The following is a 24,048-nucleotide window of genomic DNA, read 5'->3' as shown; positions in this document are numbered from 1 at the left end:
CCGGAATTATTGACCACGAAGACGATCGGCTTCAGGCCGTAACGCGCGAACTGGCTGATTTCCTGAACCGTCAATTGATGCGCGCCGTCGCCGGTCAGCAGCACCACGCGACGGTCCGGCGCCGCGACCGCCGCGCCGAAAGCGGCCGGGGTGGCCCAGCCGATCGAACCCCACAAAGTTTGATTGTAGAAATTGGCGCCCGGCGGCATTTTCGCGAAGCCGAGCCCCATCGACGCCGTGCCTGTCTCGGCGACCAAAATGTCATTGTCGCGCAGGAAGCCGGCGAGGCGCGGATAGAGCGCGTCGGCGTCGATCTTGTCGGCGCCCGCGCCGGTCGCGGCGCCGAGCGTCCGCGCCGCGACCTTCGGCCAGTCGCGCCGCGTCAGCCGCGCGGCGAGCGCGTTTAGCAGATCGCCCAATTCGACATTGAAAAAGGTCTTGTCGCCGACGCGGACGCGATGCTTGCCGATGGAAATGGTCTTGGCCGGATCGAGCCGCGAGGTGAAGGCGCCGGTGTTGAAATCCGTCATCAGAGTGCCGATGGTCAGGATCTGGTCGGCCTCCTCGACGAAGGCGCGAACCTCCGGCTGCATCAAAGCGCCGTCATACATGCCGACATAATTGGGATGCGATTCCTCCAGCACCGATTTGTCCATGAACATGGTGGCGAAGGGCAGGCCGGAGGCGTCGATCAGCGCATGCAGCGCCGGCTGGAGACCGGCGCGCGCGATCAGCACGCCGGGCAGCACGCAGGCCGAGCGCGCCTTGTCCAAAGCCTCGGCGATCGCCTCGGTCACATGGGCCAGAGCGGCCGCGTCGCTCTGCGGCGGCGAGATCGGCCGCGCTTCGCCGGCCACCGGCGCGGCGGCGAGATCGGCGGGAAAAACCATATAGGCCGGGCGCAGATGATAAAGCGCCTCGGCGATCAGCCGTTCGGTCTCATAGGCGACATTCTGCGGCGTCATCACGGCATGGGCGCAGACCACCGGCTCCGACATGCGACGAAACAGGTCATATTCGCCATTGCCAAGCGTGTGGTGCATCAGGGCGCGGGATTCCTGGATCGAGACGCTCGGCGCGCCGACCAGATGAAACAAGGGCAGATGTTCGGCATAGGCGCCGGCGATTCCATTGATCGCGCTGAGTTCGCCGACCCCATAAGTCGTGCAGAGCGCGCCGACGCCGCGAATCCGGGCGTAGCCTTCCGCAGCATAGGCGGCGTTAAGCTCGTTACAGCAGCCGATCCAGCGCAAGGACGGATGGTGACAGATGGCGTCGTTGATGGGGAAGGCGTAATCGCCGGGCACGCCGAAAACTTCGCCGACGCCGATCGCGCGCAGGCGATCGAGAACATGCTGAATCACTGTAACGGCCATGTCCTCGCCTCCGTTTGCACGCGATAATGTCGTCTGTCGCATGCATCATGGCATGATTCCGTGACATCGGAACGCGCCGAGCGGGCAAGATCGGCTCAAGCGCGCCGCCGGAAAAATCCGGGTAAGCCGCAGATGGAGAAGCCCGCGCTTCCGGCCTGCCCGTCAACCGTATAAGCTCGGCCAAATCAGGCTGTTGCGCCGCCCGATCCCTGATTTCGAATTGATATTGGCTCGATGAATCAAGCGACGTCCCCTGCCGAAGCCGCCAAATCCCTGCAATATGTCGGCCTGGTCGCGTTGTGCGGGATCGCGGCCTATTATCGCATCGCCGCCGATCCGGCCCATCTCGCCAAGGAATTGGCGCTGCATGACGGCGATGCCGGCGATTCCGATATCGTGCGCGCCGCCCAGGCCATCGGCCTCAAGGCGCGCGTGATCGAAAATCCGAGCGCGCAGCGCCTCGCCCGCGCCCCGGCGCCCGCGATCCTGCGGCGACACGACGGCGGCTATATCGTGTTCGGCGGCGAGACCGCCGGAGGCCTGTGGCGCGTGGTCGATCCACAGACGCGCATCGCCGAGGAACTCCCGCTCGACGAATTGATGGCGCGGATCGCGCCGGTCCTGATCCTGGTCGGACGGCGCTTCCAGGGGGCAGGAATCGATCCGCGCACTTTCGGCTTCCAATGGTTTGCGCCCTCGCTGTGGCGCTATCGCAAGCCGCTGATCCACGTGCTGATCGCGTCCTTCTTCATCCAGATCTTCGCTCTGGTCTCGCCGATCTTCTTCCAGGTGGTGATCGACAAGGTTCTGACCCATCGCGGCTATTCGACTCTCTTCGTGCTGGTCGGCGGCCTCGCCGCCATCGGCCTGTTCGACGTGACGCTGCAATATTTGCGCGCCTATGCTTTGTCCCACACCTCCAACCGGATCGACGTCGAACTTGGGCAAAGATTGTTCCGCCATCTGTCGCGCCTGCCCATCTCCTATTTCGAGACGCGCCCGACCGGCCAGACGGTGGCGCGCATGCGCGAGCTGGAGACGATCCGCTCATTCCTGACTGGACAGGGCCTGTTCTCGGCGCTCGACCTGTTTTTCGCTTTCGTTTTTATCGCGGTGCTGCTCGCCTATTCGTGGAAGCTGACACTGATCGTGCTGGCGACCATCCCGCTCTATCTCGCCATCGCCTTTCTGACCCGCCCGCTGTTGCGCGAAAAACTCAACGAGAAGTTCAATCGCGGCGCCGAGAGCCAGCAGTTTCTGGTCGAATCCATCGTCGGCATGCAGACCATCAAGGCCGCCGCCGTCGAGCCGATCGTGGGGCGGCAATGGGAGGAGCGGCTGGCGGCTTATGTCCGCGCCGCCTTTCACACCGCCATGCTCGGCGCCAAGGGCCAGAACGCCATCCAATATGTCAACAAACTCTCCACCGCGGCGCTGCTGCTGTTCGGCGCCAAGGCCGTCATTGACGGCGAACTGACCGTCGGCGAGCTGGTGGCCTTCAACATGATCGCGGGCCAGGTGGCGCAGCCGGTGCTGCGGCTGTCGCAGCTCTGGCAGGATTTCCAGCAGGTTCAGGTGTCGGTGGAGCGGCTCGGCGACATTCTCAACGCTCCGGTCGAACCGACTCCCGCGACGCGTATCCAATTGCCGCCGCCGCGCGGCCAGGTCGAATTCCGCAACGTCTCCTTCCGCTACCGCCCCAATGCGCCGCTGGTGCTGAAGAACATCGCGCTGCGTATATCGCCCGGCAAGACCATCGGCATCGTCGGGCCCTCCGGCTCAGGAAAATCGACCCTCACCAAGCTGGTGCAGCGTTTCTATATCGCCGAGGAAGGCCAGGTCCTGCTCGACGACATGGATCTGAGCCAGGTCGATCCGGCCTGGCTGCGCAGCCATATCGGCGTGGTGCTGCAGGAGAACCTGCTGTTCAATCGCTCAATCCACGACAATATCGCTCTCGCTCATCCGGCCATGCCGCGCGCCCAAGTGATGGCGGTGGCGCGGCTCGCCGGCGCCGACGAATTCATCGGCAAGCTGCCCCAAGGGTACGACACCATGATCGAGGAGCGCGGCGCCAATCTCTCCGGCGGCCAACGCCAGCGAATCGCCATCGCCCGCGCGCTTTCGACCAATCCACCGATCCTGATCTTCGACGAGGCGACCTCGGCGCTGGATTATGAAAGCGAGCGCATCATTCAGCACAATATGCGGCAGATCGCGCAGGGACGGACGGTCTTCGTCATCGCCCATCGGCTCGCCGCCGTGCGCGACTGCGACGTCATCATCGGCATGGTCGACGGGCGGCTGGTCGAGGCGGGAACCCATGCGGAGCTGCTGAAAAATCCGCAGGGCCTTTACGCGCGGCTATGGGCCTTGCAGAACGAGGGAGGCCGGCCATGAACGCGACGGCCAGCGAGCTCAAGGAGGACGCTCCGCACGCGCAGGGCGCCAAACGCGAATTGCCTTTTGTCGCGGATCGCGAGTTCCTGCCTGCCGATCTCGAAATTCTGGAAACGCCGCCCTCGCCGGTGCGGATGGCGCTGATCCTGACCATTTGCGCGCTGGTGGTCGTAGCGCTCGCCTGGAGCTGGATCGGCCGCATCGATATTGTCGCCGTGGCCCAGGGCAAGATCCAACCGACCGGGCGGGTCAAGGTGATCCAGCCGCTTGAAACCAGCAAGGTCGCGGCGATCAAGGTCGAGAACGGCCAGCATGTCGCCGCCGGTCAGGTGCTGCTGGCGCTCGATTCCGGCGACGCCCATGCCGAGGAGGCCGATGCGCGCGGCGCCTATGACAGCTACCGCGCTGAAACCCAACGCCGCCGGGTCGCGCTTGAAGCCGCCCGGTCGCGCGCCCTGACGCCGCCGCCGCAAATCGCCTGGGACGCAGATATCCCGCTCGCGATCCAGACGCGCGAGGATCAGGTGCTGGCGGGCGAGCTGGAGCAGCTTTCCGACAATGCGGCGAGTCTCGACGCGCAGATCCGCCAGAAGGAGATCGAGCGCGACCGCCTGACCGAAACCATGGCCGCGCAGGAAAAACTGGTCGCAACCCTGCAAGAGCGCGTGGACATGCGGTCGAGCCTGGTCAAATCCGGCTCCGGCGCCAAATCCGCCGTGATCGACGCCGAGGAATCGGCGCAATATCACCTGACCCAGCTCGCGCTGCAAAAGAGCCAGCGCGACGCGGCCAAGGCCAATCTCGACGTGCTGGCGCATGAGCGCGACAAGGCCTTTTCCAATTTCATCGCCGATAATGCGCAAAAGCTTGCCGAGGCGCAGCGTCAGGCCGACGAATGGCGCGAAAAGCTCGCCAAGGCCAAACTGAAATCGGCGCGCATGAGCCTGGCCAGCCCGATCGACGGGACCGTCTATGGCCTCTCGGTGACCACGATCGGACAGGTGGTCGGCGGCGGCGAGGAGCTGATGCGCATCGTGCCCGAAGGCGCGGCGCTGGAAATCGAATGCTATCTCGCCAACAAGGACATCGGCTTCGTCAAGCCCGGCCAGAAGGCGGTGGTGAAGATCGAGAGCTTTCCGTTCACCCGTTACGGCGCCTTGCAGGCGACGGTCGAGCGCGTGGCGAGCGACGCCATTCCCGAGCCGGAGGCGCAACAGCTCGAAGGCGATGCGACGCGCGCCCCGCGCGACAAGACTTTTGCGGGCGCGCAACGCACGCAAAATCTCGTCTTCCCGGTGACGCTGACGCCGGCGCGAAAGGTGATGGATGTGGATGGGCAGGAGATTCCGCTGACCCCCGGCATGGCGGTCAGCGTCGAAATCGCCACCGGCAACAGGCGCATTCTCGAATATATTTTCTCGCCGCTGGTCGAAACCGCCTCCCGCGCGATGAAAGAGCGGTAATCACGCGTCCTCAGGCGGGGCGGCTGTCAGCCGCCTTGCGCGCCGCCGCCGCGTGACGGCGCGAAAGCCTCGCGGAAAAAGCCGCGCCGGTCAGGCCGGCTTCAGGAAGCGCCGCGCGAAGCGGGCGAGCGCCGGCACCATATTGGGCCGCAGCAGGCGCTCGTCATAGCCCGCCATGCGGCGGTCGTTTTCGATGAGGCACAGATCGATCAGTTCGGCGGGCGACAGTTCGACGCCCACCGCACCGGTCCCGTTCATCGCGAAATTGGCGTCCTGCATCTCGCCGGAATTGTCGAGCCCGCGGGCGATGCCGATCCGCTCCCAGACCAGAAAGGCCCAGACGGCGGCCTCGGTGGCGCGGAACGGCAGACGCTTCCACCACGGCAGGTTGCGGCGATACCACGCCACCCAATTGACGAAGAACAGGATGTGCCGGCCCTCTTCCTGGATCACCGGCTCGAAGGTCTCGACCAGTTCATCGGGAAAATAGCCAGAGCGCCGCGCGGTCTCGAACAGACCGAAGGCGAAGAAACTGTCAATACATTCGCTGTAGCCGGTCACCAGCCAGGCCCAGAGCGCGTCTTTCGGCGCGGGATAATCCGGCTCGGGCTCGAGTTTGATGCCATAGGCCTCGACCAGCTTGGACAGCACGACCTTGTGGCGCGCCTCCTCGCCGGCGTCCATCTCCAGCGCCTCACGCAGCAGAGGCTCCTGGACGGTTTCCGCGAAGGTCTTGACCCGGATCGAGGCCCGGCCCTCGGTCTGCACGGCGATATCCCAGATCGGCAGCGACGTCACCCGGTTCAGCGCGTCCGGTTCAAGCTTCGGCCAGTCGATCACCGCCGGCTTGTAGGGATTATGCGTGTCGAGCAGCATGCGCGCGAACAGCCGCAAATGTTCGGGCGAGCCGATCCGGATCGGGCCGGCCTCGGCGCCCTTCCAGTTGCGCATGGCGAAATCGCTCGCGTCGAGCGTCGTCGCATCTCCGGTCATCTGGGCAAATCTCCTTGAGCCGCTTCCGACGGCCCGGGCGCTGGGAAAAATCCTGCAAGGCCTCGGCGCCGGTTTGGCCGCGGCGGCCGCAGGCTAGGCACTCTCGACCGAAATTTCCAGCCCCCGATGCGGCCAGGGCGGGAAGCGGGCCGTTGCATCGGACTCGGCGCGGCGCGAAAAACCGAATGAAAACGCCCGCCACGGCGATTGTGGCGGGCGGTTATTGCGCGCAGGCTTGAAAAAACAGGCGCTCAGCGGATCTCGCTGCGCCCCGTGGACACCAACCCGGCATAAATGCTGGGCGCGCCGTCATCTTGGAAAATCGCTCTCAAAATACGGAACAACGCGCGCATGGGGCGCCTCCCTGTCCCAACGGTTGCACAGCTATGATACTACTATGAAAATTCATTACCAAATCATAACAAGCGCAGAATGCTGAAATCAGAGCCAAAATGATCATTTGATCGTCATCAGCCCGATCCGGCGCGGCGCTCCCGGAGCGTGCTCCGGCGAAGGCCCAGCTTTGGCGAGGGAAAATCGAAGTCCTGTACAATAGGTTTTCCATTTTCCTATTGATCGCGCCGCTCTCCTATTGATCGCGCCGCGTGGCCGCCCTCACCCCAGGGCGCGCTCCTGCGGCGACCGGATTTCGCGAATGAGCGCGACAATTTCCGCGAAAGAAGGCTTGCGTCCGTCCGACGAGGCGCGCAGCGCGGAAGCCAGAAACCGGGCGGGAAATTTCACCGCCTCGACATTGGAATCCCGGATCTCGACCGGCCGCGAGGGATCGGCGGCGATGCCACGCTCGACGCCCGACAGAAGCGTGATCAATTCGGCCTTTTCGAGCAGGCCCTTCGCGACAACCGCCTCCAGCAGGGCCGTGAGGACGAGATAGACTCCTTCAAGCTGCAGATTCGCCGTATTCATGGCGCGCTCCCAAAATGATGCCCGATCCGACAACGCCCGGCGGGTCAAATCGTTCGGCGGGACGACGAAACAGCCACGCTCGACGGGACGCAGGGAGAGGTTAAGCAGCCGACAAAGACGCGCGCCAGCGTTTTCCACCGGCCGATCGCGGCGCCAACCCCAAAAAAAGCCCAATTTTCTTTTTTTTTGACTTGTCCGCCGAAATGAAGAATCTGGATTGACGCGTCGAGACCGGAGCAGACCGCGCTGTGCTGAGGTTCCTTGCAAAGCCTGCCAAATCTCCCCCCTTGTCCGGGGGCGGGAGCCGCATGGCGCAATGGGGATCTCGAATCAACGCCTTCGAATTGCGCCTCGTGCGGATGACCGCGCGCGCCGCCGACACGCCGATGCAGAGGCGGCTGGCGATCCTGTTCTCCAAGCTCGGCAATGGCTGGCTTTATCCCCTGCTGTTCGTGGCGCTGGTGGCGCGATGGGGCTTGTTCAGCCTCAAGATCGCCGTTCCGGCCATCGCCAACGCCGCACTGCTGCACGCCATTTATCCGGTGCTCAAGGCGCATTGCGCGCGGCGGCGGCCGTTCCAGGTCGACCGCAGCCTGAACAGCCTGCTCGACGTGCTCGACCAGCATTCCTTTCCAAGCGGCCACGCGATGACCGTTTCGGGCGTGCTGACGCCGGTCGTCATGCTCTGGCCGGAATCCTTGTTCTCGGCTCTTTTTGTCGGCTGCGGCATCGCCTGGTCGCGCATTGCGAGCGCGCATCATTACCCAAGCGACGTGCTGGCCGGAACCGTGCTGGGCGTCGGCATCGGCTATCCGAGCGCGACTTTGGTGATGGCCCTGATGCGCTGAGCGGTCGCCTGCCGGTCAGCCCTCGAATTTCTCGGCCGCCCCCGCCTTGCCGCGCGTCCAATAGCCGGCGGCCTTGAGCCAGGCCTTGGGATGGCCGCACTCCTCGATCATGTAATCGCGCAGCACGCGCGCCGTCCGCGCCTCGGCGGCGATCCAGACATAGCCGTCGCCCTCGGGCGCCCGCCAATGGCGCAAGGCGTCGCGCAGCAGCGCGGCGTCGTCGCAATGCTGGCCGGCGCGAAACAGCCAGATCGGGCGCCAGTCGGCGCGGGTCTCGAAATGCTGGACCTCCTGCGGTCCCTCCACCATCACAGCGGTGGTCACGGGAACGCCGGCGCGCAGGCTTTCGACGCGGCGGCCGATCGCCGGCAGAGCGGTTTCGTCGCCAACCAGCAGGTAATGATCGAAATCGTCGGGCGCGACCGACGAGCCGCGCGGACCGCCGATCTCCAGCCTGTCGCCCGGCTTGGCGGCAAGCGCCCAAAGCGTGGCCGGGCCGGCGTCGTGAAGGGCGAAATCGATGGTCAGGGCGCCGCGCGCAGGATCGAAGGCGCGCGGCGTGTAATCGCGCATGTCCGTGCCGCGCGGCGCGCTCGGATCGGGTAGGAAGACCTTGATATGATCGTCCGGCGAAAGGCTGACGAAATCGCGCAGCTCCGGTGAGGTGAAAATGATCCGGCGCATGTTGGGCGTCAGTTGGGTCACGCTTTCCACGATCAGCAGACGCCGCTTGGGCTCCTGGCGAAAGCGCTGGATCTGGTGGCGGGTTTCAGTCTTGAGCAGCATATCCGCCCCTTTCACAAATGGTCGATCTTGCGGGCGGCGAGGGCGATTTTCTCGGCCGTAGGGCCTGACGCCCGCTGGAATTCTCGGAGTCCGAGGGCGCGCCTTTTTCGATGATGTTTCAATTTTTCCTCGAATTTCTGGAACGTCGCGTCGTAACGACAGTACTAAGATATATCTTAAATGCATCTCGTCAATATCAATCCGGACTGTTTTTCCCGCTGGCCGGAAAAAGCGGCGCCCGGCGCGCGGCTGCAATTTAGAATTATTCCAAAGCACGCCAAATTTGTGGAGCCCTCGGCGCGGCATTGGTAGCGTTCCAGTCTGTGACCAACGAGAAAGCCCGCAGAGAGCGTCGATGGAGACCTTCGGAACAGTAAAAGCCGGTTCGCGCATCGCCTATGATTGGCGCGGCGGCCCGCTCGCCCGGATGATACGCGCCCGGCTGCAAGCCGCCGACCTGCGGCCGACGCGCCAAAGGGTGAGCCTGGCCGGCCTGCTGTTCGTCGCCGGCGACCGCCACGTCACGGCCGAGCAGTTGTTCCACGAGGCGAAAGCGCTGCACATGCCGCTGTCGCTGGCCACCGTCTACAATACGCTCCGGCAATTCGTCGCCGCCGGCTTGATCCGCGAAATCGCGCTTTACGGATCGACGGTCTGGTACGACACCAATACCGGGCCGCATTGCCATTATTTCGATGAAGACCGGAACCAGCTTTCCGACATGTCTTTCGACGTCACCCAAAATCTGAAGATCGACCCGCCGCCGGGACGCAAAATCGTCGGGGTCGACATTATCGTGCGCCTGCGCGACGACGACGATGCAGTAGAGCCGACGCCTTTCCCCTGATCCCGACAGCGGAGAACGCTCGATGTGCGACATCGAATTCGAACGCCGGAAGATCGACGCGATGATCCTTGAGGCGATCCAGCCGTTCTGGTTTTCCGGCCAATGGAGCGAAGCCGCGCTGGTCGAATGCGCGGCCGCCAGCCTGCGCGATCATTTCGCCGATCTCTGCACCGAAAACTGCGTCCGGGCGCGCTGCGAGACGGTCATCGCCCAGGCCGTCCGTACAAGAGCCGTCCGCGCAAGAGCCGCGAGCGCAGCGACAGCGAGCCCGGCCGAAAGTCTTGGGCGCCTCGCGACCCGATAAAGCCCGTCTCACCAGACCCCGGCGCGGCGCGCCGCGCCTGAGAGGCTTGCGATCCGGCCAAATCGCAAGCCTCTCCCCGCTTTCGCAAGCGGCCTTACAACGCGCCCGGCTCCGGCGCCTGCAAGGCCCGCAGGAAGGTGGTCGCGCTCGCCGTGCGCAGCACGGTCATCCGCTTGCCATGGCTTTCGCACAGCCGCTTGACCGCATCCATCGCGCTATGGCTCACGCAATCGACCGGGAAGAACACCTCGTCGGCCTGGCGCACCAATTCGCCCAGCCGCGCCTGGGATTGTTCGAGTCCGCCATCGTGATGCAGCAGGCTGCCGTTTCGCCGCGCCACCAGATCGCGCAAATGGCAGACGGTTTGCCGCCGCCCCCCGACATAGAGCAGGCAACGGCCGCACAGATCGGCCGCGCCCGCCGGGCATGGGGCGTCGGCGACGTCGGCGAGCTCCACGCTTTCGCTGGCGCTGTCGGCCGGGCGTTCGCGCGTCTCCGCGACGCCCGGCCGCGCCTGCGCGTCGAGGCGCGCCCGCAAATGTTCGAGCCGCAACGCGGTCACGCCGGCCTCGCGACGCAATTTGGCGTTGTCCTGCCGCGCGAGGGCGAGCGCCTCCTTATGCGCGGCCAGTTCCGCCGCCAGCGCGTCGCGCGCCAGCAGGCCGCGCAGACGCTCGCATTCCCCAGCGAGCGGCTCCAGCGCCCGCAGCCGCGACCGCAGCGCCTCGATCTCCTCGCGCGCTTCCGCCAGGCTACGGTCGCGATCCGCGATCTGGGCTGTCAGCCGCCGCGCGATCTCGCCCTTCTCCCGATTCGCTTCAGCAATGGCGCGCGCGTCGCCGCGATTGGAGGCGCCGCACATATGCGACATCATATGGACCTCGCCATAGATCCGCGCCTCGATCGTGAGCGGCAGATTGGGATGGGTCACCAAGGCCCAATAGGCGCCCGGCGCAAGCCCCGCCTCCACCGCGCCGTCCCAATAGCGCTGGAAGGCGTCCTCCTGGTCGAGCGCGCGGCTCTTGCGCACGGCGCCTTCGAATTTCACGTTGAGATGTTTGGTCACCGCCCGCGACACGTGATTATCCGTGTTCATCTGCGAGGTGATCATGCCGTGGACGTCATAATCCGACAATTTATAGGGGTCGTCGACGAAGCGGCATTTCTTGGCGATCCGCCGCAATTCGGACAGGGTCAGGCAGGTGCCGACGATCGAGCACAGCGAGGCGCCGCGGACTTCCCAGATGGAGAGGCGGCGCATGTCGTCCGCCCGCCGCGCCGTGACGACCGGATCGGTCGGAGGCGGACGCAGCAGAGTGGTCAGCGCCGGATTGAGCGCGCTGGCCGCCACCGTGGTCAGGGCCGAGGAAACGCCAAAGTCCATCTTTATCGCCATGCAACACGCTCCCGACGGCGCGGCCGGGCGCGCGCCGCGTCAAAATGAAATTTCTGCGTCGATCCAATCCTTTATCGCCGGCTGACGGAATGCGGCGCAACAAAATCGCACTTTCATAGAACCGTTCTAAATTGTCGCGCGCGCCGGTCGTGAGCGGATTTTCAGGCTCCGCCGATCGTGCGAGAGTGGGCCGCGCCGGCAGGCCGCCGGATCGCGACGAGACGAGAACGCTCCATGCCCGGCCCCGACGAGACCAGCGACACCATTCTCGACGTGGATTTCGGCCGGCTCTATCGCAACCATATGGCGGGTGCCGGCGCCAGGCCGAAGCCACCGGCGGCATGGGACGCGCGCGCCGCGACCATGGACCGGCGCATGCGCGGCCGGGACAACTATGTCCAGGATTTCATCCGCCGCCTCGACGCCGCCGATTGCGCGACCCTGCTGGATGTCGGCTGCGGCCAGGGCGCGCTCGCCATCGCTTTGGCCCCGCGTTTCGAGCAGGTGTTCGCGCTGGACTACAGCCCAGCCATGCTCGACCTCGCCCGGCGCAATGCGGAAGCCGCCGGCGTGAAAAACATCCAGCCCATCCTGCGCTCGTGGGATGAGGACTGGAGCGACATTCCGGCCTGCGATCTGGTGATCGCCTCGCGCTCAACCGCCGTCACGGATCTCGAATGCGCCCTCGCCAAGCTCGACGCCAAGGCCAATAAGAGCGCCGCCATCACCTGTTTCGTCGGCGGCCGGGCCGTCAATCGCGGTCTGCTGGAGGCGATCGGCCGCTCCGCGCCGGCGGCGCTCGACAAGCCCGACTATATTTACGCGATCAACCTGCTGTATCGCATGGGGCGCCTGCCGCGCCTCGACTACATCGCCCGCGACAAGAGCGAGGACGCGCGCGGGGACGACGAGGCGTTCCGGCGCAATGTCCGGTTCGCTTTGGGGCCGCTCGACGAGTCCGAAGAACGGCGCGTCGCATCGTGGCGCGCGCAAAACCCTGCCGCGCCCTTGTTCGAACGCGATCAGGATCATTGGGCGTTCATTTCCTGGACCTGCGGCTGACGAGGAAGCAGAGGCGCGCTTTACCGGATCGACGAGATCGACCAGAATCGCGCCGATCGATACGTCCACAAAGGATCGCCCCGTGACAGCCCCCCAAGCCAGCGCCTCCTACACGCCCGTCGCCAAAGGTTTCCACTGGATCGTGGCGCTGATCTGGATCGCGGCCTGGTCGCTTGGCTTCACCGCCGCCCATGGTCCGGAGGCCATCAATCCCGACCACGTCCTGACCGGCGCGCACAAGGCCATCGCCAGCACGGTGATCGTCCTGACCGCGCTTCGCCTGCTCTGGCGGCTGACGCATCGCCCGCCAGCCCTGCCCGAAACCATGTCGCCGCTGGCGCAAAATCTGGCGCATCTCGGCCATGTCCTGCTCTATGCGGTCGCGCTGATCGCCCTGCCCCTGTCCGGCTGGTACTGGTCGTCCATCGCGGGACGGCCGGTCCTGCTCGGCGGAATCATTCCCCTGCCGCCGCTCGCCGCGCCCGATCCCGACCTGCGGGCCGTCGCGCGACTCATCCATCTCTACACGGCCTGGTTCTGCGGCGCGCTGGTCCTCGGCCATATCCTGGTCGCCTTCAAGCACCATTTCATCGACCGCGACGACATTCTGTTACGAATGACCCACGCCCGCCGCCAACCCGGACGCTGACACGCCAAAAGAGACGAAAAATCGTCAGGGCGCGGCTGAGCCCAACGAGCCCGTCGCCAGCGCCAGCAGCGCGGCGGCCGAGAGCGCGGCGCTATAGGCTTCGGCCTGGGCGTTGCGCGCCTGCAGCAGGCGCGTCTGGGCGAGCGAAACGGCGGTGATGTCGCCCACCCCGCCGCGATAGGAGGCGAGCGCCGCCGCGTAGGTCACTTCTGACGCCGAAGCCAGCGCCTTGGCCGCGTCATAGGCGGCGAGGCTCGTCGTCAAGGTCGTGCTCGCGACCACGATCTGCCGGACGGCCTGCTGCCTGGTGCGCGCCAATTGGGTGGCCGCCGTGTCGACGCCAGTGCGCGCCTGTTCGATCATCGCCTCGCGCACGCCGCCATCAAAAAGCGGGACCGCAGCGCCCACCAGGACCGCGCCGCCATAGCGGCCGCCAGACAGATTGGCGATCGGCGTCTGCAGGCCGGTCGGAAAGATCGTCGAGGTGGTCAGGTCGCCGGCATTGTAATTGCCGGTGCCGCTCAAAAACACCTTCGGCATCATCTCCGCCTGGGCGGCGCGTAGTTTGGCCTGGCTCGCCTTTTCGGCGGCGAAGGCCTGCAGCACATCCGGGCGCCGGGCGAGCGCCTTTTCGACATTGCGGTCGATGGTCTTGGCCATGGCCGCCGACAGATTGCGGCGCCCGGTGTCGACGATCCCGATCTGCGTCGTCGGCGTCAGGCCGACCGAGGCGACCAGATTGACGTAATCGCTCTTTTCCGCCCCATCGGCCTGCACCACCAGAAGCTGCGCCTGGGCGACGCCCTGGCGCGCCTCGGCGACCTCGATCGCGGTGCCGATTCCCTTCTTCATCCGCTCCTCGGCGGCGTCGAGCACTTCCCTGGCGTTGCGCAAAGATTGCTCATTGGCGCCATGTTTCGCGCGCGCCGCCGCATAAGCGTAAAACGCCGAACTGACGTCGAAAATCACCTGCTGGTGGACGGCGGTGAAACCGATATTGGTGATGACCGTCGCCTGTTCCGCCGCCGCGACCACGGCGTCGCGCTGGCCGAAATCGAACAGCATCCATTGCAGCGTCACCGCCGAAATTACGCCATCGGCCGACCCCGACGCCGAGACGCCCGAGGTGGACAAAGGCCCGACGGTCACGGTGTCGGTCCCTTTCGACGCCTGATAGATGCCGGTGACCGCCGCGACGATGCGCGGCAGATAGGCGCTCTTGGCGACGCCCGTCGCCAGCGCCGTCTCGCGCGCGGCGTTCCAGGCGATGCGCGTCGCCGGATTGGTCCGTTCGGCGAGGTCGATCAGCTCCGCCAGATCATAGACATGACGGGTGTCGACTTCCGGCTGGTCGGTGAGCCGCCCGGCGGCGGGATTGGACGGCAGGACATAATTGGCCGCAGCCGAGGCCGGCGCCGGCGGTCCGGGCTGGATTTCGCCATCGGCGTTGACGCGCGGGGTCCAGGGGCGATCCGGCGCCGACGGCGCCAGTTCGATCGAGGACGGCGCGCAGCCGGCAAGGGCTGCGGCCAGCAGGACAAGGCGGGAGAGAGGCGCGAATCTAGGCATCGCCTTCCTGCGGTTCGGGCGGCGGCAAGGTTTGCAAGCTCTTCCGCAGCCGGGTCAAATGGCGAAAAGCGCCGCCGCCAATAGGGCCCGCCGAATCGGGCCAAACCGCGACATGTTCGGCGGCCTCGGCGAAGCGCGCGTGAAATTCGGCGGCGGCGGCCGGCTGATGCAGCGGACGCAGGATGACCGCGCCGAACAGGCGGCTCAGCTCGTCGACCGCGCGGCGATGCGCCCGCAGCCACGAGGCGGGCGGGCGCACCGAATCCGGCTCATAGGCGATGGTGACGAGATCGCGCCCGACGGTGTCGAGCAGGGTTTGCGCCCGCAGCGCCTCCGCCGTCTGGCCGCCGCGGCCCTTCGCCTGCGCCAGAGTCGAAAAGGCGGCCAGCAGGCGCTGGAAATTGGCCTCGATGCGTCCCGCTATGCTGTTCGGCCAGACATAGGCGAAGGCGATATAGCCCGCCAGAATCCCGACCAGCACGCCGATGATGCGGTCGCGAATCTGGACCATATCGAAGCCCGGACCATAGCCCTGCAGCGTCGCGATATAAAAGGCGAACACGAATTGCAGCCCGGCATAGGCGACGCGCTCGCCGCCCGCCGCGATCCAGGCGGCGATAAAGGTCGCGGCCGACACCAGCAGCAGCAGTTCGCCGATCGAGGTCATCCAGGGAAACAGAACGATGATGGCCGCCAGCCCCAGAGCCGATCCGATCAGGCAGCCGGTGAGGCGCAGGCTGGCGCGTTGCAAGCTTTCCGCGGTCGAATGTTCCGCGACCAGATAGCAGGTGAGCAGGCTGGTGTGGATGCCCGGCCAGGACAGGATCGAATAGATCCAATAGCAGCCCAGCGCGGCCAGCGTCGTCTTGACGGCGAATTGGGTGTGAAACGGATTGACGAAGGCGTCGCTGCTGAAAAAGCCTTCCTTTTCGGCGGGCGCCGGAGCCTCCGGCGCAAGCGAATCCGCCGGGTCGCGCGCGCTGAAAACGGCGAGTGCGGCCTCAATCTCCGCGAGCGCCGTGCGGGCCAGCGGCTTGTGGACGTCGTCTTCGTCCGGGTCGACGGCGAAGCCGATCTCGGCGGGATAGCGCCCCTCCTCGAAAATGGCGGCCATTTCGTCGAACAGCGCGGAGAGGCGCGCCGCCAATGGTTCGGGCGGGCGGGCCTTTTTCTCGTCGGCCATGCCCGCGACCAGCGCGAGCAGGCGAAAGGTCGCGAGCGACGCCTGTTTCAGCGCGGCGATGTCCTCCGGCGGCGAAGTCTTTTCCAGCGCCGCCAGTTTGAGCAGTTTCGCCGCGCCCGTCGCATGCGCGCGCAGGCGGGCGTCGAGCGCGCCGCGCGCGCCAGGTTCGAAGCGCAGAACGCCCGCCGCCGCGCGCAGATCGGCCGCGAGCATCTGCTCCAGCAAGGCGCGCGGCGCCGGGCCGATCAGCAGATTGACGACGATGGTCGCCCCCACCGGAATGGCGACGAACAGCCAGGCGTGCAGGAAGCCGCGCGTCGTCAATTCGCCGATCGGGCTCGTTGGCATCAAGGCGATGACATAGACCGAGACCATGGCGATCAGCGTGCCCGGCCCGCCTAGCTTCGAGGCCGAGGCCAGAAAGACGAAGACGAGCGACACCGCCGCCATCGCGAACAGCCGCAATCCGGGATCGTTGTCCAGAACGCCGGCAATCGGCAGCAGCGCCGCCAGAATAAGGGTGACAAGCAGGAGAATGACGATGGAATTCAGGATCGAACTGACCCGGTCCGGCTTGACCAGCAGAAAGACGAGATAGGCGCTGAGCGAGGGGTCGAGGGTCTGATAGGTCTCGGCGATCACGACGGTCACCGCGACGATGACGACCACGCGGAAGGCATATTCGGAACGCGCGCGCGACGCGACGGTCAGTTGCGCGGCCAGCTCCCGCAGGAGCGGCGCGCGGGCGCTAGCGGCAGGCGGCGCCATGATCGATCTCGACGGAAGCGCTGGCGCCGCGGCGCATGAGCGAAGGCGGCGGATTTTCGAGCCGGATGCGGACGGGGAATCGTTGCGCGACGCGCACCCAGTTCAGCGAACGCTGCACATAGGGCAGCGAGCGCGGCAGATTGATCGTATCGTCGGCGAGCACGCCCCAGCCGATGCTCTCGACCTCGCCCTTGATCGGCTGGCCGCGGCCGATCATGGAAAAAGCCGTCGCGCAGACGCCGATCCGGATATTGGGCAGGTCGAATTCGCGGAAATTGGCGACGACCTCCCATTCCTCGTCGACAATCAGGGTGAACAGGGTTTGCGACGGCGCGACGATCTCGCCGGTCGTCACGGTGAGGCCGGCGACCCAGCCGTCGTGCGGCGCGCGGATTTCGGTATGGTCCAGCATGTGTCGAGCGATGGCGAGCGCCGCCTCGCGCGCGGCGACCGCGGCGACCGCGTCGTCCTCCGTTCCGATCGCGCCTTTCGCCGCCTTTTCGAGATCCTGCGCCTGGGCGAGCGAATTGGCGGAATCGCGCGCCACCACCTGCGCCTGGTCGAGCTGCTGAACCGGCACGAAGGCCCTCGCCGCCAAGGGCTGCAGGCGGTCGACGGTGCGGCGCGCCAGCGCCAGATTGTCCTCGGCCTTCTTCGTCTGCTGCGCCGCGACCTGCGCATTGGCCTGTTCGGTCGCGATCGTGCGACGCCGGCTCTCCAGCATGGCTTTGGCCAGCGCCAGTTCGGCCTCGGCCTGCCGCACGCCGTCGGCATAGGTCGCCGGATCGAGCCGGAACAGGAGATCGCCGCGCTTCACATGCGCGTTTTCGCCGATCGGCAATTCGATGATGCGCCCGGCGACTTGCGCGCCGATGTGAACCAGAGGCGCCTCCAGGCTGGCGTCATCGGTCGAGACATGGGTCGTCTGGCGGCGCAAGGCGAAGGCCAGAACGGCGATGGCGACCGCCGCGACGACGAGGGTCGCCAGGATGGCCTTTCGGGATTTGCGCGGCGCCCCGTCCTTCCTCATGTCAATATCCGAAGCCGAAAAGCCAGAAAGCCGCGCCCGAAACGACGGCTGTGGCCGAATAGAACGTCAGCCCATAGGCGACCGACCTGGCCATGCCTAACCGGCCTAACAGGATTCGCAGGACGAGCGCGACAAGAATTCCGGCCAGAGCGCAAGCCATCCACGCCGGAAAATAGGCGCCCGCGATAATGAAGGAGGGCGCGCCCTCGCGCGCGCAGCCGGCAAGCGCCAAGGCGGCGCCCGTTGTCGCAAGGATCGGCTTTGGCGACAGTCGCGTCACGTCACGCCATCCCGCGCGCCAAAAGTCTCGCGCCATTCGCCGATCATCCATTGCGCGCCGGAATCGCTATCCGAACGCTGATGCCAGATCAATTCGATATCGACCGACAGCGGCGCATAGGGCGGCTCCAGCAAGACGAAATCGCCTGATGCGGCGACCTGGAGCGCGAAACTGCGCGGCAGGGTCGCAATATAATCCGTCGCCAGAAGCAGCGGTGGCACGGCCGCGTAATGGGGCGCGGAGACAGCGACGCGTCCGGGGCCATTGTCCTGCGCGCCGCCCATTTCGAGCAGCAGGCGTTCGATCCACGTCCGGCGCAGCACGCCGCGCTCGTCGAGAAAGCCGTCGACCGCATCCTCCTCGACGCCGGTCAATTCGACCACGACATGGCGAAAGGACAAAAGCCGGTCCAGCGTCGGCGGGTTGTGCGCCGAGGCGGTCTGGGCGAGCGGATGGCCGGCGCGGACGAGGAGCGCCTCATGCTCGACGAAAAGCGTGGTCCGCCGCATGCGTTCGGGCAATTCGCCGAACCATCCGATCGCGAAATCGAGCTGGCCGTTGTCGATCCGGCGGATGGCGTCCACCCGGTTGAAGGGAAAGATTCTGAGGCCGACCTGCGGCGCCGCGACGGCCAGTCGCGCGGCGAGGCGGGGCACGGTCGCCACGGTCAGAAAATCCGAAGCGGCGATGCGAAAGGCGCGCGCGGTCGCGAGCGGATCGAACGGCTTTCCGCCCACGGCCAGTTCGAGTTGGCTCAGGCCCTGACGGATCAGCAAAGCGATTTCCTTCGCCCGCGCCGTCGCCTCCATGCCCGCCGGGCCAAGGATGAACAGCTCGTCGTGAAGATTTTCGCGAAGACGAGACAAAGCGTGACTGACCGCCGACGCGGTAACGCCAAGTTCCTGGCCGGCTGCGGTGACGCTTCGAAGACGCATGACGGCGTCAAAGACACGAAATAGATTGAGGTCTATTTTGCGGGCTGTCACGAGCACGTCCGCTGAATGTGTCTCAACATCAAGATGAATCCCGCTCAGCACGCCAACTCTTAGATTTGGTCAGAGCAAAAGTGGAATTGCAAGCCTCTATTTTCGTTGTCGGAAGGCGCGACGCGCTTGCGCCCGTGAACTGGATTTCAGCGCGCCTCCGGCAGCGAGATTCGCGCCTTCGCGCCTTGCCCCGGCGTGAGCGTGATTTCGAAATGGCCGCCATGCATTTCGGCGATGCGGCCGACGATCCTGAGGCCGAGGCCGCCGCGCTCCCGTCCGGCGCCCTCGCCGTCGCCGGCCGGCGGCGCCCCGCCGTCGTCGAAGACGGCGAGACTGGGCCCCGGCCCCGCCGTCACCAGGATGGTGGCGCCCTCGCCGCTATGTTTGACCGCATTGTCGATCAGATTGCGCAGGGCGTTTTCGATCAGGGCGCGATGCCCGCGAAAGGGCGCCGCGCCCGTAGGCGCGAAGGCAATGCTCCTACCGGACTCGAACACCTCCGGCGTGATCCTGGCGACGACATTTTGCGCCAGTTCGACCGGGTCGATGGTTTCCGGCGAGGTGACGCCGGCGCCCTCCAGCCGCGCCAGGGTCGTCAATTGCTCGACCTGCCGGTTGAGATCGTCGAGATCCCGCTCCAGCTTGCGGGCGCGCGGATCGGCGATCTGCTCCAGTTCGAGCCGCATCGCGGCGAGCGGCGAGCGGATTTCATGCGATATCGCCGAGGTCATCAGCCTTTGCGATTGCATGAGCATGAAGACGCGTTCGAGCGCGTCGTTCACCGCCTTGGTGTAATTGGCGATCTCGCGCGGCATGCCCTCGACGGGAAGGCGCGCGGTCGGCGCGAGCGGATCGATTTTCGCGGCCTGTTTGGCGCTCGCGCGCACCGGGCGCAAGGCCTGGGCGATCGACAGGCTGGCGCCGCCGAGCACGCAGATCAGCAGCAGGCTCATCGGAAGCGCCATATGATCGGCGATCGCGCGGGCTAGCACGCTATAGATGACGCCCTCCGGATCGCCGACAATGGCGACGTCGAGCGTGACGGGGTCGGGATCGTCCGAAAGGCTGCGGCCGCCGGAAACATTCAACGGCTTGCCGGGTTGGATCTCCATCATCCAGAAATCGAGCTTTCGGGTTTCGCGAGTGGGGAAATAGGCGCCGCATCCGTCCGCACAATTGGAAAACAGCGTCGCGCCGGCCGGATCGAGCACGCGCATGAAATAGCCGTGCCCCGGGGTTCCGTAGCGCACGCGCAGCTTTTCAGGGATCTGATAGAAGAAATGGCCTTTCGTTCCGGAGAGGCCCGGCGCCAGCGCCGTGGTCTCCAGTTCGATCGCCAATCGGCCGAGAGTCGCCGTGTCGTACCAATAATCCAGGAACACGCCCGCGACCTGAGCCGCCATGGCCATGGCGGCGAACAGAACGATTCGCCGCACCACCAAAGCGATCAGCGAGGGCGCCCGACGGCTCATGCGTTGAGCTCGCGCTGCAGATGGCCGAGGCCCCGGATCGTTTCGCGGGCGGCGCGCCAGCCGGCCGCATGCGCGCTTTCAGCGAGCGGATCGCGAAGGCATGGTCTGTTTTCGTTCAACGGCAGTCTCGTTCCCATGGCGGCCGGCCATTGTTTTTGAAATGGAACGCGCTCCGGGACGACCGGCGCCGCGAGGCGGGGCTGTCTTGCGCGTATCATCAAGATTTTCCTAGCGTTATTGTCTAGGAATAGAGGGAGAGCGCATCCCTCAAATCGATGACGCCTCCGCGCCGCTGGAGCACGCGCGACATCGCGGTCAAGGCATCGATGATTGCGACAGCTGGTCCGTTCCGCAGTTATGACTTCGCGCAGACCACGACATCGGCCGTGAAGCCGTTCGGCGTGAATTTCAAATGGTGAAACATGTCGGATGGCGCGTCGAAGCCGTTTGAATCCGTGCGGGTCTTCGATGGTGAGATGGTTTTCGCATTCATCGAGCGCCTCGCGCGCCAGCACGGCGTCTTGCTCCCCGACGACGAAGACGGAAATCTCATCGGCGGCGAGGGAGAGAACGGAACAGCTCCGATGGCGGCCCTCCAGGAGGGGCAAAACATCTTCGAGGCGCGCGCGTCGATGCGCGATGAGGCCATTCACGCCAAAATCACGGAGCGCTCGCAGGGTAGCCTGAAGCGTCTGAACCGCTCTACTGCACCAATTCGAGGGTGATGTGCTGCGCTTTCATGCCCGGCATGCCCATGTAGCGGGCGGGAGCGCCGCCGTCGATCGTCGCGACATGCGCCTTCCGGAAGCCGAGGAGCGCAAAGAACGCGATCGCCGTGTTGGCATCGGCCACTGCGATCGTGACATGGTCCGGATTGAGGAACATCTCGCTCCCTTTCGTCAACGCTACGCACCCGTCCACGCCGGCTCGCCTTCACGGCGCAAGCGGACTACACTTGGCCCGCCCCCTTGCGAGGCTACCAGTTCGCTCGGTCGTACGGTAGGGATGTTCCGCGGCGAAGTCTGCCTCGGGTCATTTTGGAGGATGCCCGCGAGCGAATTCCTTGTCTCGCCAGTCCCAAGCATTTGACGAGCGCCGCAGCCCTTCATCCGCCGACGCCCGCGAGACGGACGCAGAACATTTTCCGATTCTATGTCGCGCTCATGTCGCGTGGAGCTGTCGCGCCTCTATGGAAATCGTTGGAAATCAGAGGAAACCGCCGCAACACGACGCGACGTGAAAATCGGCGGCTTCGTGTGTCGAAACGACGAAAAAGCGAATTAAAACAATGGCTGGGGCGGGAGGATTCGAACCTCCGTATGGCGGAATCAAAATCCGCTGCCTTACCGCTTGGCGACGCCCCAATGTCCGACGAGTCGGATGTTGGGCGCGGACCATAAATGCCGCTTGGTCCCGGGGCAAGCGCGCCACGAAAAAATTTGCGGGGCCACGCCCGCGAATGACCGATGTTGACGACAATCGGGGAATGGTGAAGCCTTCGTCCGCCGGCGCGATCGCGCTCCGGCGCCGCAACGCCCTGACCGGAGGGACCATCACCATGAAAATGATTTTCCGCGCTCTCGCGGCCGCCGCCCTGTTGGCGCTGGCCGCCCCCGCTTCGGCCGAATCGCCCGCCAAGCCGGCTCCGGCCGCCGCGCCGGCCAAACCCGCCCCCGCGCCCGCAGCGGCCCCCGCCAAACCGGCGCTGCTGGACATCAACTCGGCCAGCGAGGCCGATCTTCAGGCGCTCAAGGGCATCGGCGACGTCCGCGCCAAGGCGATCATCGCCGGCCGTCCTTACAAGGGCAAGGACGACCTGGTGCAGAAAAAGATCATCCCGCAGGCGGTCTATGACGGGATCAAGGACCAGATCATCGCCAAGCAGAAGTGAGCGAATCGCGCGCATGAAAAAGGCGCCGTCTCACGACGGCGCCTTGTCGTTTCCGTGAGCCGCGTTCAGCGCTCGTAGATGATGCGGGCGCGGATCGTGCCTTCCAGGGCGCGGATCTCGTCCAGCGCCTGCTCGCTGTCCTCGCGGGTTCCGTCGGCCTCGATCACGACATAGCCGACCTCGCCGTCCGTCTGCAGGAACTGCGACGCGATGTTCATGCCGCGCGCGGCGAAAATGTCGTTCAACTTGCCAAGCATGCCCGGCACGTTGCGGTGGACATGCATGTAGCGCGTGCCTTGCGGGCGGGGCGGCAGCTGGACTTCCGGGAAATTCACCGCGCCGAGCGTCGAGCCGATATCGGAATAATCAATCAGCTTGCGCGCCACCTCGGCGCCGATGCGCTCCTGCGCCTCCTCGGTCGAGCCGCCGATATGGGGGGAGATGATGACATTGTCGAGGCCCTGGAGCGGGGAAACGAATTTCTCGCCATTGGCGGCCGGCTCCTTGGGGAAGACGTCGACCGCCGCGCCGCGCAGATGACCGTCCTTGAGCGCGCCGGCCAAAGCGTCGATGTCGACTACCGTGCCGCGGGCGTTATTGATGAAATAGGCGCCCTGTTTCATGGCGCGGAACTGGGCCTCGCCGAACATGTTCTTGGTCATCGGCGTTTCAGGCACATGGACGCTGACGACGTCCGAGACGGCCAGAAGATCGTCCAGCGTCGCGCAGGTCTCGGCGTTGCCGTGGCTCAATTTGTCGATGATGTCGTAATAGACGACGCGCATCCCCATCGCCTCGGCGAGGTTGGACAATTGGCTGCCGATATTGCCGTAGCCGACAATGCCCAGCGTCTTGCCGCGCACCTCGACGCTGTTGGTGGCGCTCTTGTCCCAGCCGCCCTGATGGGCGTCGACCGAACGCGGAAAGATCCGGCGCATCAGCATCACGATCTCGCCGATGGTCAGCTCCGCGACCGAGCGGGTGTTGGAAAAGGGCGCGTTGAAGACCGGAATGCCGCGAACGCGCGCCGAGGGGAGCGAAACCTGGTTGGTGCCGATGCAGAAACAGCCCACCGCGAACAGCCGGTCCGCGGCCTCGAACACCTCTTCCTTGAGCTTGGTGCGCGAGCGGATGCCGACGATATGCACGCCGTGCAGCGCCTCACGCAGGGCGTCGCCGTCCAGCGCCTTGGTCAACCGGGTGACATTGGTGTAGCCGGCGGCATGGAGCAGATCGACGGCGCTCTGGTGGATGCCTTCGAGCAGGAGAATTTTGATTTTGTCCTTGGGAAGCGACAGGGCGTTCATCGTTCACTCCTCATGCCGGCGCGCCGGCTTGCCCCGGCGACGGGCTGTTTGTCAGGGCCGGCGCCCGGAACGCCGAAAAGCGGCGTCGCCGCCGCTCTCGCCTTCCGTCGCCTCGCGGGTTAGATCTTGGCCTTCAGTGGAATGGGCTGGACCGCGCCGTTTTCGTCGCGGATGGAAAAGCGATAGCGACCGGATTCATCGACATCGACCTGATAGGACAGCCGGTCGATCACCCGGTTCTCGCGGTCGAACGCCAGAACCTTCGGCCGCAGCGAGGGGATCGCGTCGCCTTCGATATAGATCGAGCTGCAGATGATGATCTGGTCGCCCGGCTGGCAGGTGCGCGCCGCCGCGCCGTTGAGGATGCAGCAGCGGGAGCCCCGCTCGCCGAGAATGACATAAGTGGAGATGCGCGCGCCGGAGTTCTTGTTCCAGATTTCGACGAACTCGAGCGGCAGGATCCCCGCTTCCTCGCAATGATCCGGATCGAGCGTGATGGAGCCGTGATAGT

General features: G+C 65.4%; 24 protein-coding genes and 1 tRNA gene. 10 read left to right on the top strand and 15 right to left on the bottom strand.

Translation table 11 applies throughout. The annotated features are described in order from the left end of the window. Positions 1-1,376 (bottom strand): alpha-keto acid decarboxylase family protein (locus tag ACE3S9_RS02510; protein ID WP_374544852.1); only part of this gene is annotated, 1,376 nt, incomplete at its 3' end. A gap of 234 nt (positions 1,377-1,610) precedes the next feature. On the opposite strand from ACE3S9_RS02510, the gene ACE3S9_RS02505 reads away from it, so the two are divergent. Both ACE3S9_RS02505 and ACE3S9_RS02500 read left to right on the top strand, forming a co-directional pair. Beyond that, the gene (locus ACE3S9_RS02505; protein WP_374544851.1) at positions 1,611-3,776 is read left to right on the top strand and encodes a type I secretion system permease/ATPase; all 2,166 of its coding nucleotides are present in this window, start codon (positions 1,611-1,613) and stop codon (positions 3,774-3,776) included. Next, complete coding sequence (locus ACE3S9_RS02500; protein WP_374544850.1) at positions 3,773-5,239, top strand: HlyD family type I secretion periplasmic adaptor subunit; 1,467 nt, start codon at positions 3,773-3,775, stop codon at positions 5,237-5,239. The genes ACE3S9_RS02505 and ACE3S9_RS02500 overlap by 4 nt, the downstream gene beginning before the upstream one ends. Before the next feature lie 90 nt (positions 5,240-5,329). On the opposite strand, the gene ACE3S9_RS02495 is transcribed toward ACE3S9_RS02500, so the two are convergent. Together ACE3S9_RS02495 and ACE3S9_RS02490 are read right to left on the bottom strand one after the other, a co-directional pair. Further along, a complete protein-coding gene (locus tag ACE3S9_RS02495) occupies positions 5,330-6,232 on the bottom strand; it encodes a hypothetical protein (RefSeq protein ID WP_374544849.1) in 903 nt (300 codons plus the stop codon). 615 nt (positions 6,233-6,847) lie between these two features. Next, the gene (locus ACE3S9_RS02490) at positions 6,848-7,159 is read right to left on the bottom strand and encodes a hypothetical protein (RefSeq protein ID WP_374544848.1); all 312 of its coding nucleotides are present in this window, start codon (positions 7,157-7,159) and stop codon (positions 6,848-6,850) included. A gap of 308 nt (positions 7,160-7,467) precedes the next feature. Between ACE3S9_RS02490 and ACE3S9_RS02485 the strand changes: the two genes are divergently transcribed. Then, positions 7,468-8,007, top strand: a complete 540-nt coding sequence (locus ACE3S9_RS02485; RefSeq protein ID WP_374544847.1) for a phosphatase PAP2 family protein — start codon at positions 7,468-7,470, stop codon at positions 8,005-8,007. Between the two features lie 15 nt (positions 8,008-8,022). On the opposite strand, the gene ACE3S9_RS02480 is transcribed toward ACE3S9_RS02485, so the two are convergent. Then, positions 8,023-8,793, bottom strand: a complete 771-nt coding sequence (locus ACE3S9_RS02480) for a siderophore-interacting protein (protein WP_374544846.1) — start codon at positions 8,791-8,793, stop codon at positions 8,023-8,025. Positions 8,794-9,148: 355 nt separating this feature from the next. On the opposite strand from ACE3S9_RS02480, the gene irrA reads away from it, so the two are divergent. Continuing rightward, positions 9,149-9,640, top strand: coding sequence for an iron response transcriptional regulator IrrA (gene irrA / locus ACE3S9_RS02475; protein ID WP_374544845.1), 492 nt, complete (start codon positions 9,149-9,151; stop codon positions 9,638-9,640). Positions 9,641-9,662: 22 nt separating this feature from the next. Next, positions 9,663-9,944, top strand: a complete 282-nt coding sequence (locus ACE3S9_RS02470; protein ID WP_374544844.1) for a hypothetical protein — start codon at positions 9,663-9,665, stop codon at positions 9,942-9,944. A gap of 94 nt (positions 9,945-10,038) precedes the next feature. On the opposite strand, the gene ACE3S9_RS02465 is transcribed toward ACE3S9_RS02470, so the two are convergent. Next, positions 10,039-11,340 carry a DUF2325 domain-containing protein gene (locus tag ACE3S9_RS02465; RefSeq protein WP_374544843.1) on the bottom strand — a complete coding sequence of 434 codons (1,302 nt, stop codon included), beginning with the start codon at positions 11,338-11,340 and terminating at the stop codon, positions 10,039-10,041. 234 nt (positions 11,341-11,574) lie between these two features. Between ACE3S9_RS02465 and ACE3S9_RS02460 the strand changes: the two genes are divergently transcribed. Both ACE3S9_RS02460 and ACE3S9_RS02455 read left to right on the top strand, forming a co-directional pair. After that, entirely contained in the window at positions 11,575-12,402 is an 828-nt protein-coding gene (locus ACE3S9_RS02460) for a class I SAM-dependent methyltransferase (RefSeq protein WP_374544842.1), read from the top strand. A gap of 82 nt (positions 12,403-12,484) precedes the next feature. Next, positions 12,485-13,051, top strand: coding sequence for a cytochrome b (locus ACE3S9_RS02455; RefSeq protein WP_374544841.1), 567 nt, complete (start codon positions 12,485-12,487; stop codon positions 13,049-13,051). Between the two features lie 24 nt (positions 13,052-13,075). On the opposite strand, the gene ACE3S9_RS02450 is transcribed toward ACE3S9_RS02455, so the two are convergent. The 6 genes from ACE3S9_RS02450 to ACE3S9_RS02425 all read right to left on the bottom strand — a co-directional run bounded on the left by ACE3S9_RS02450 (position 13,076) and on the right by ACE3S9_RS02425 (position 20,339). Then, positions 13,076-14,620 carry a TolC family protein gene (locus ACE3S9_RS02450; protein WP_374544840.1) on the bottom strand — a complete coding sequence of 515 codons (1,545 nt, stop codon included), beginning with the start codon at positions 14,618-14,620 and terminating at the stop codon, positions 13,076-13,078. Next, entirely contained in the window at positions 14,613-16,571 is a 1,959-nt protein-coding gene (locus ACE3S9_RS02445; RefSeq protein WP_374544839.1) for an FUSC family protein, read from the bottom strand. The genes ACE3S9_RS02450 and ACE3S9_RS02445 overlap by 8 nt, the downstream gene beginning before the upstream one ends. Further along, positions 16,552-17,601: a multidrug transporter subunit MdtN gene (gene mdtN / locus ACE3S9_RS02440; protein ID WP_374544838.1), complete on the bottom strand. Its 1,050-nt coding sequence runs from the start codon at positions 17,599-17,601 to the stop codon at positions 16,552-16,554. The genes ACE3S9_RS02445 and mdtN overlap by 20 nt, the downstream gene beginning before the upstream one ends. 1 nt (position 17,602) lies before the next feature. Continuing rightward, complete coding sequence (locus tag ACE3S9_RS02435; RefSeq protein ID WP_374544837.1) at positions 17,603-17,917, bottom strand: YtcA family lipoprotein; 315 nt, start codon at positions 17,915-17,917, stop codon at positions 17,603-17,605. Beyond that, positions 17,878-18,867: a LysR family transcriptional regulator gene (locus ACE3S9_RS02430; RefSeq protein ID WP_374544836.1), complete on the bottom strand. Its 990-nt coding sequence runs from the start codon at positions 18,865-18,867 to the stop codon at positions 17,878-17,880. The genes ACE3S9_RS02435 and ACE3S9_RS02430 overlap by 40 nt, the downstream gene beginning before the upstream one ends. 146 nt (positions 18,868-19,013) lie before the next feature. Then, positions 19,014-20,339 carry a sensor histidine kinase gene (locus ACE3S9_RS02425; RefSeq protein ID WP_374544835.1) on the bottom strand — a complete coding sequence of 442 codons (1,326 nt, stop codon included), beginning with the start codon at positions 20,337-20,339 and terminating at the stop codon, positions 19,014-19,016. A 275-nt stretch (positions 20,340-20,614) separates the two neighbouring features. Between ACE3S9_RS02425 and ACE3S9_RS02420 the strand changes: the two genes are divergently transcribed. Both ACE3S9_RS02420 and ACE3S9_RS02415 read left to right on the top strand, forming a co-directional pair. After that, a complete protein-coding gene (locus ACE3S9_RS02420) occupies positions 20,615-20,758 on the top strand; it encodes a hypothetical protein (RefSeq protein WP_374544834.1) in 144 nt (47 codons plus the stop codon). Between the two features lie 3 nt (positions 20,759-20,761). Further along, complete coding sequence (locus ACE3S9_RS02415; protein ID WP_374544833.1) at positions 20,762-21,064, top strand: hypothetical protein; 303 nt, start codon at positions 20,762-20,764, stop codon at positions 21,062-21,064. On the opposite strand, the gene ACE3S9_RS02410 is transcribed toward ACE3S9_RS02415, so the two are convergent. Beyond that, positions 21,042-21,224 carry a hypothetical protein gene (locus ACE3S9_RS02410; protein WP_374544832.1) on the bottom strand — a complete coding sequence of 61 codons (183 nt, stop codon included), beginning with the start codon at positions 21,222-21,224 and terminating at the stop codon, positions 21,042-21,044. The genes ACE3S9_RS02415 and ACE3S9_RS02410 overlap by 23 nt on opposite strands. Positions 21,225-21,628: 404 nt before the next feature. Next, positions 21,629-21,703: transfer RNA gene (locus ACE3S9_RS02405), tRNA-Gln, on the bottom strand. Between the two features lie 194 nt (positions 21,704-21,897). Between ACE3S9_RS02405 and ACE3S9_RS02400 the strand changes: the two genes are divergently transcribed. Beyond that, entirely contained in the window at positions 21,898-22,230 is a 333-nt protein-coding gene (locus ACE3S9_RS02400; protein WP_374544853.1) for a ComEA family DNA-binding protein, read from the top strand. 65 nt (positions 22,231-22,295) lie between these two features. Here the strand turns inward: ACE3S9_RS02400 and serA are convergent, their stop codons facing one another. Beyond that, positions 22,296-23,537 (bottom strand): phosphoglycerate dehydrogenase, encoded by a 1,242-nt coding sequence (serA, locus tag ACE3S9_RS02395; RefSeq protein ID WP_374544831.1) that lies wholly within the window; start codon positions 23,535-23,537, stop codon positions 22,296-22,298. 119 nt (positions 23,538-23,656) lie between these two features. Further along, on the bottom strand, positions 23,657-24,048 hold a 392-nt coding region (locus ACE3S9_RS02390), incomplete at its 5' end, for an aspartate 1-decarboxylase (protein ID WP_374544830.1).

The organism is Rhodoblastus sp. (genome assembly GCF_041915505.1).
In the GTDB taxonomy this organism is placed as follows: domain Bacteria; phylum Pseudomonadota; class Alphaproteobacteria; order Rhizobiales; family Beijerinckiaceae; genus Rhodoblastus.
The sequence above is the reverse complement of the archived record's forward strand: the minus strand, read 5'-3'. Positions and strand labels throughout refer to the sequence as shown.

Bases quoted from the DNA above. Each gene is read 5' to 3' on its own strand.
- ACE3S9_RS02505 (WP_374544851.1), top strand. From the start codon at position 1,611: ATGAATCAAGCGACGTCCCCTGCCGAAGCCGCCAAATCCCTGCAATAT.
- ACE3S9_RS02500 (WP_374544850.1), top strand. From the start codon at position 3,773: ATGAACGCGACGGCCAGCGAGCTCAAGGAGGACGCTCCGCACGCGCAG.
- ACE3S9_RS02495 (WP_374544849.1), bottom strand. From the start codon at position 6,232: ATGACCGGAGATGCGACGACGCTCGACGCGAGCGATTTCGCCATGCGC.
- ACE3S9_RS02490 (WP_374544848.1), bottom strand. From the start codon at position 7,159: ATGAATACGGCGAATCTGCAGCTTGAAGGAGTCTATCTCGTCCTCACG.
- ACE3S9_RS02485 (WP_374544847.1), top strand. From the start codon at position 7,468: ATGGCGCAATGGGGATCTCGAATCAACGCCTTCGAATTGCGCCTCGTG.
- ACE3S9_RS02480 (WP_374544846.1), bottom strand. From the start codon at position 8,793: ATGCTGCTCAAGACTGAAACCCGCCACCAGATCCAGCGCTTTCGCCAG.
- irrA (WP_374544845.1), top strand. From the start codon at position 9,149: ATGGAGACCTTCGGAACAGTAAAAGCCGGTTCGCGCATCGCCTATGAT.
- ACE3S9_RS02470 (WP_374544844.1), top strand. From the start codon at position 9,663: ATGTGCGACATCGAATTCGAACGCCGGAAGATCGACGCGATGATCCTT.
- ACE3S9_RS02465 (WP_374544843.1), bottom strand. From the start codon at position 11,340: ATGGCGATAAAGATGGACTTTGGCGTTTCCTCGGCCCTGACCACGGTG.
- ACE3S9_RS02460 (WP_374544842.1), top strand. From the start codon at position 11,575: ATGCCCGGCCCCGACGAGACCAGCGACACCATTCTCGACGTGGATTTC.
- ACE3S9_RS02450 (WP_374544840.1), bottom strand. From the start codon at position 14,620: ATGCCTAGATTCGCGCCTCTCTCCCGCCTTGTCCTGCTGGCCGCAGCC.
- ACE3S9_RS02445 (WP_374544839.1), bottom strand. From the start codon at position 16,571: ATGGCGCCGCCTGCCGCTAGCGCCCGCGCGCCGCTCCTGCGGGAGCTG.
- mdtN (WP_374544838.1), bottom strand. From the start codon at position 17,601: ATGAGGAAGGACGGGGCGCCGCGCAAATCCCGAAAGGCCATCCTGGCG.
- ACE3S9_RS02435 (WP_374544837.1), bottom strand. From the start codon at position 17,917: ATGGCGCGAGACTTTTGGCGCGCGGGATGGCGTGACGTGACGCGACTG.
- ACE3S9_RS02425 (WP_374544835.1), bottom strand. From the start codon at position 20,339: ATGAGCCGTCGGGCGCCCTCGCTGATCGCTTTGGTGGTGCGGCGAATC.
- ACE3S9_RS02420 (WP_374544834.1), top strand. From the start codon at position 20,615: ATGACGCCTCCGCGCCGCTGGAGCACGCGCGACATCGCGGTCAAGGCA.
- ACE3S9_RS02415 (WP_374544833.1), top strand. From the start codon at position 20,762: ATGTCGGATGGCGCGTCGAAGCCGTTTGAATCCGTGCGGGTCTTCGAT.
- ACE3S9_RS02410 (WP_374544832.1), bottom strand. From the start codon at position 21,224: ATGTTCCTCAATCCGGACCATGTCACGATCGCAGTGGCCGATGCCAAC.
- ACE3S9_RS02400 (WP_374544853.1), top strand. From the start codon at position 21,898: ATGAAAATGATTTTCCGCGCTCTCGCGGCCGCCGCCCTGTTGGCGCTG.
- serA (WP_374544831.1), bottom strand. From the start codon at position 23,537: ATGAACGCCCTGTCGCTTCCCAAGGACAAAATCAAAATTCTCCTGCTC.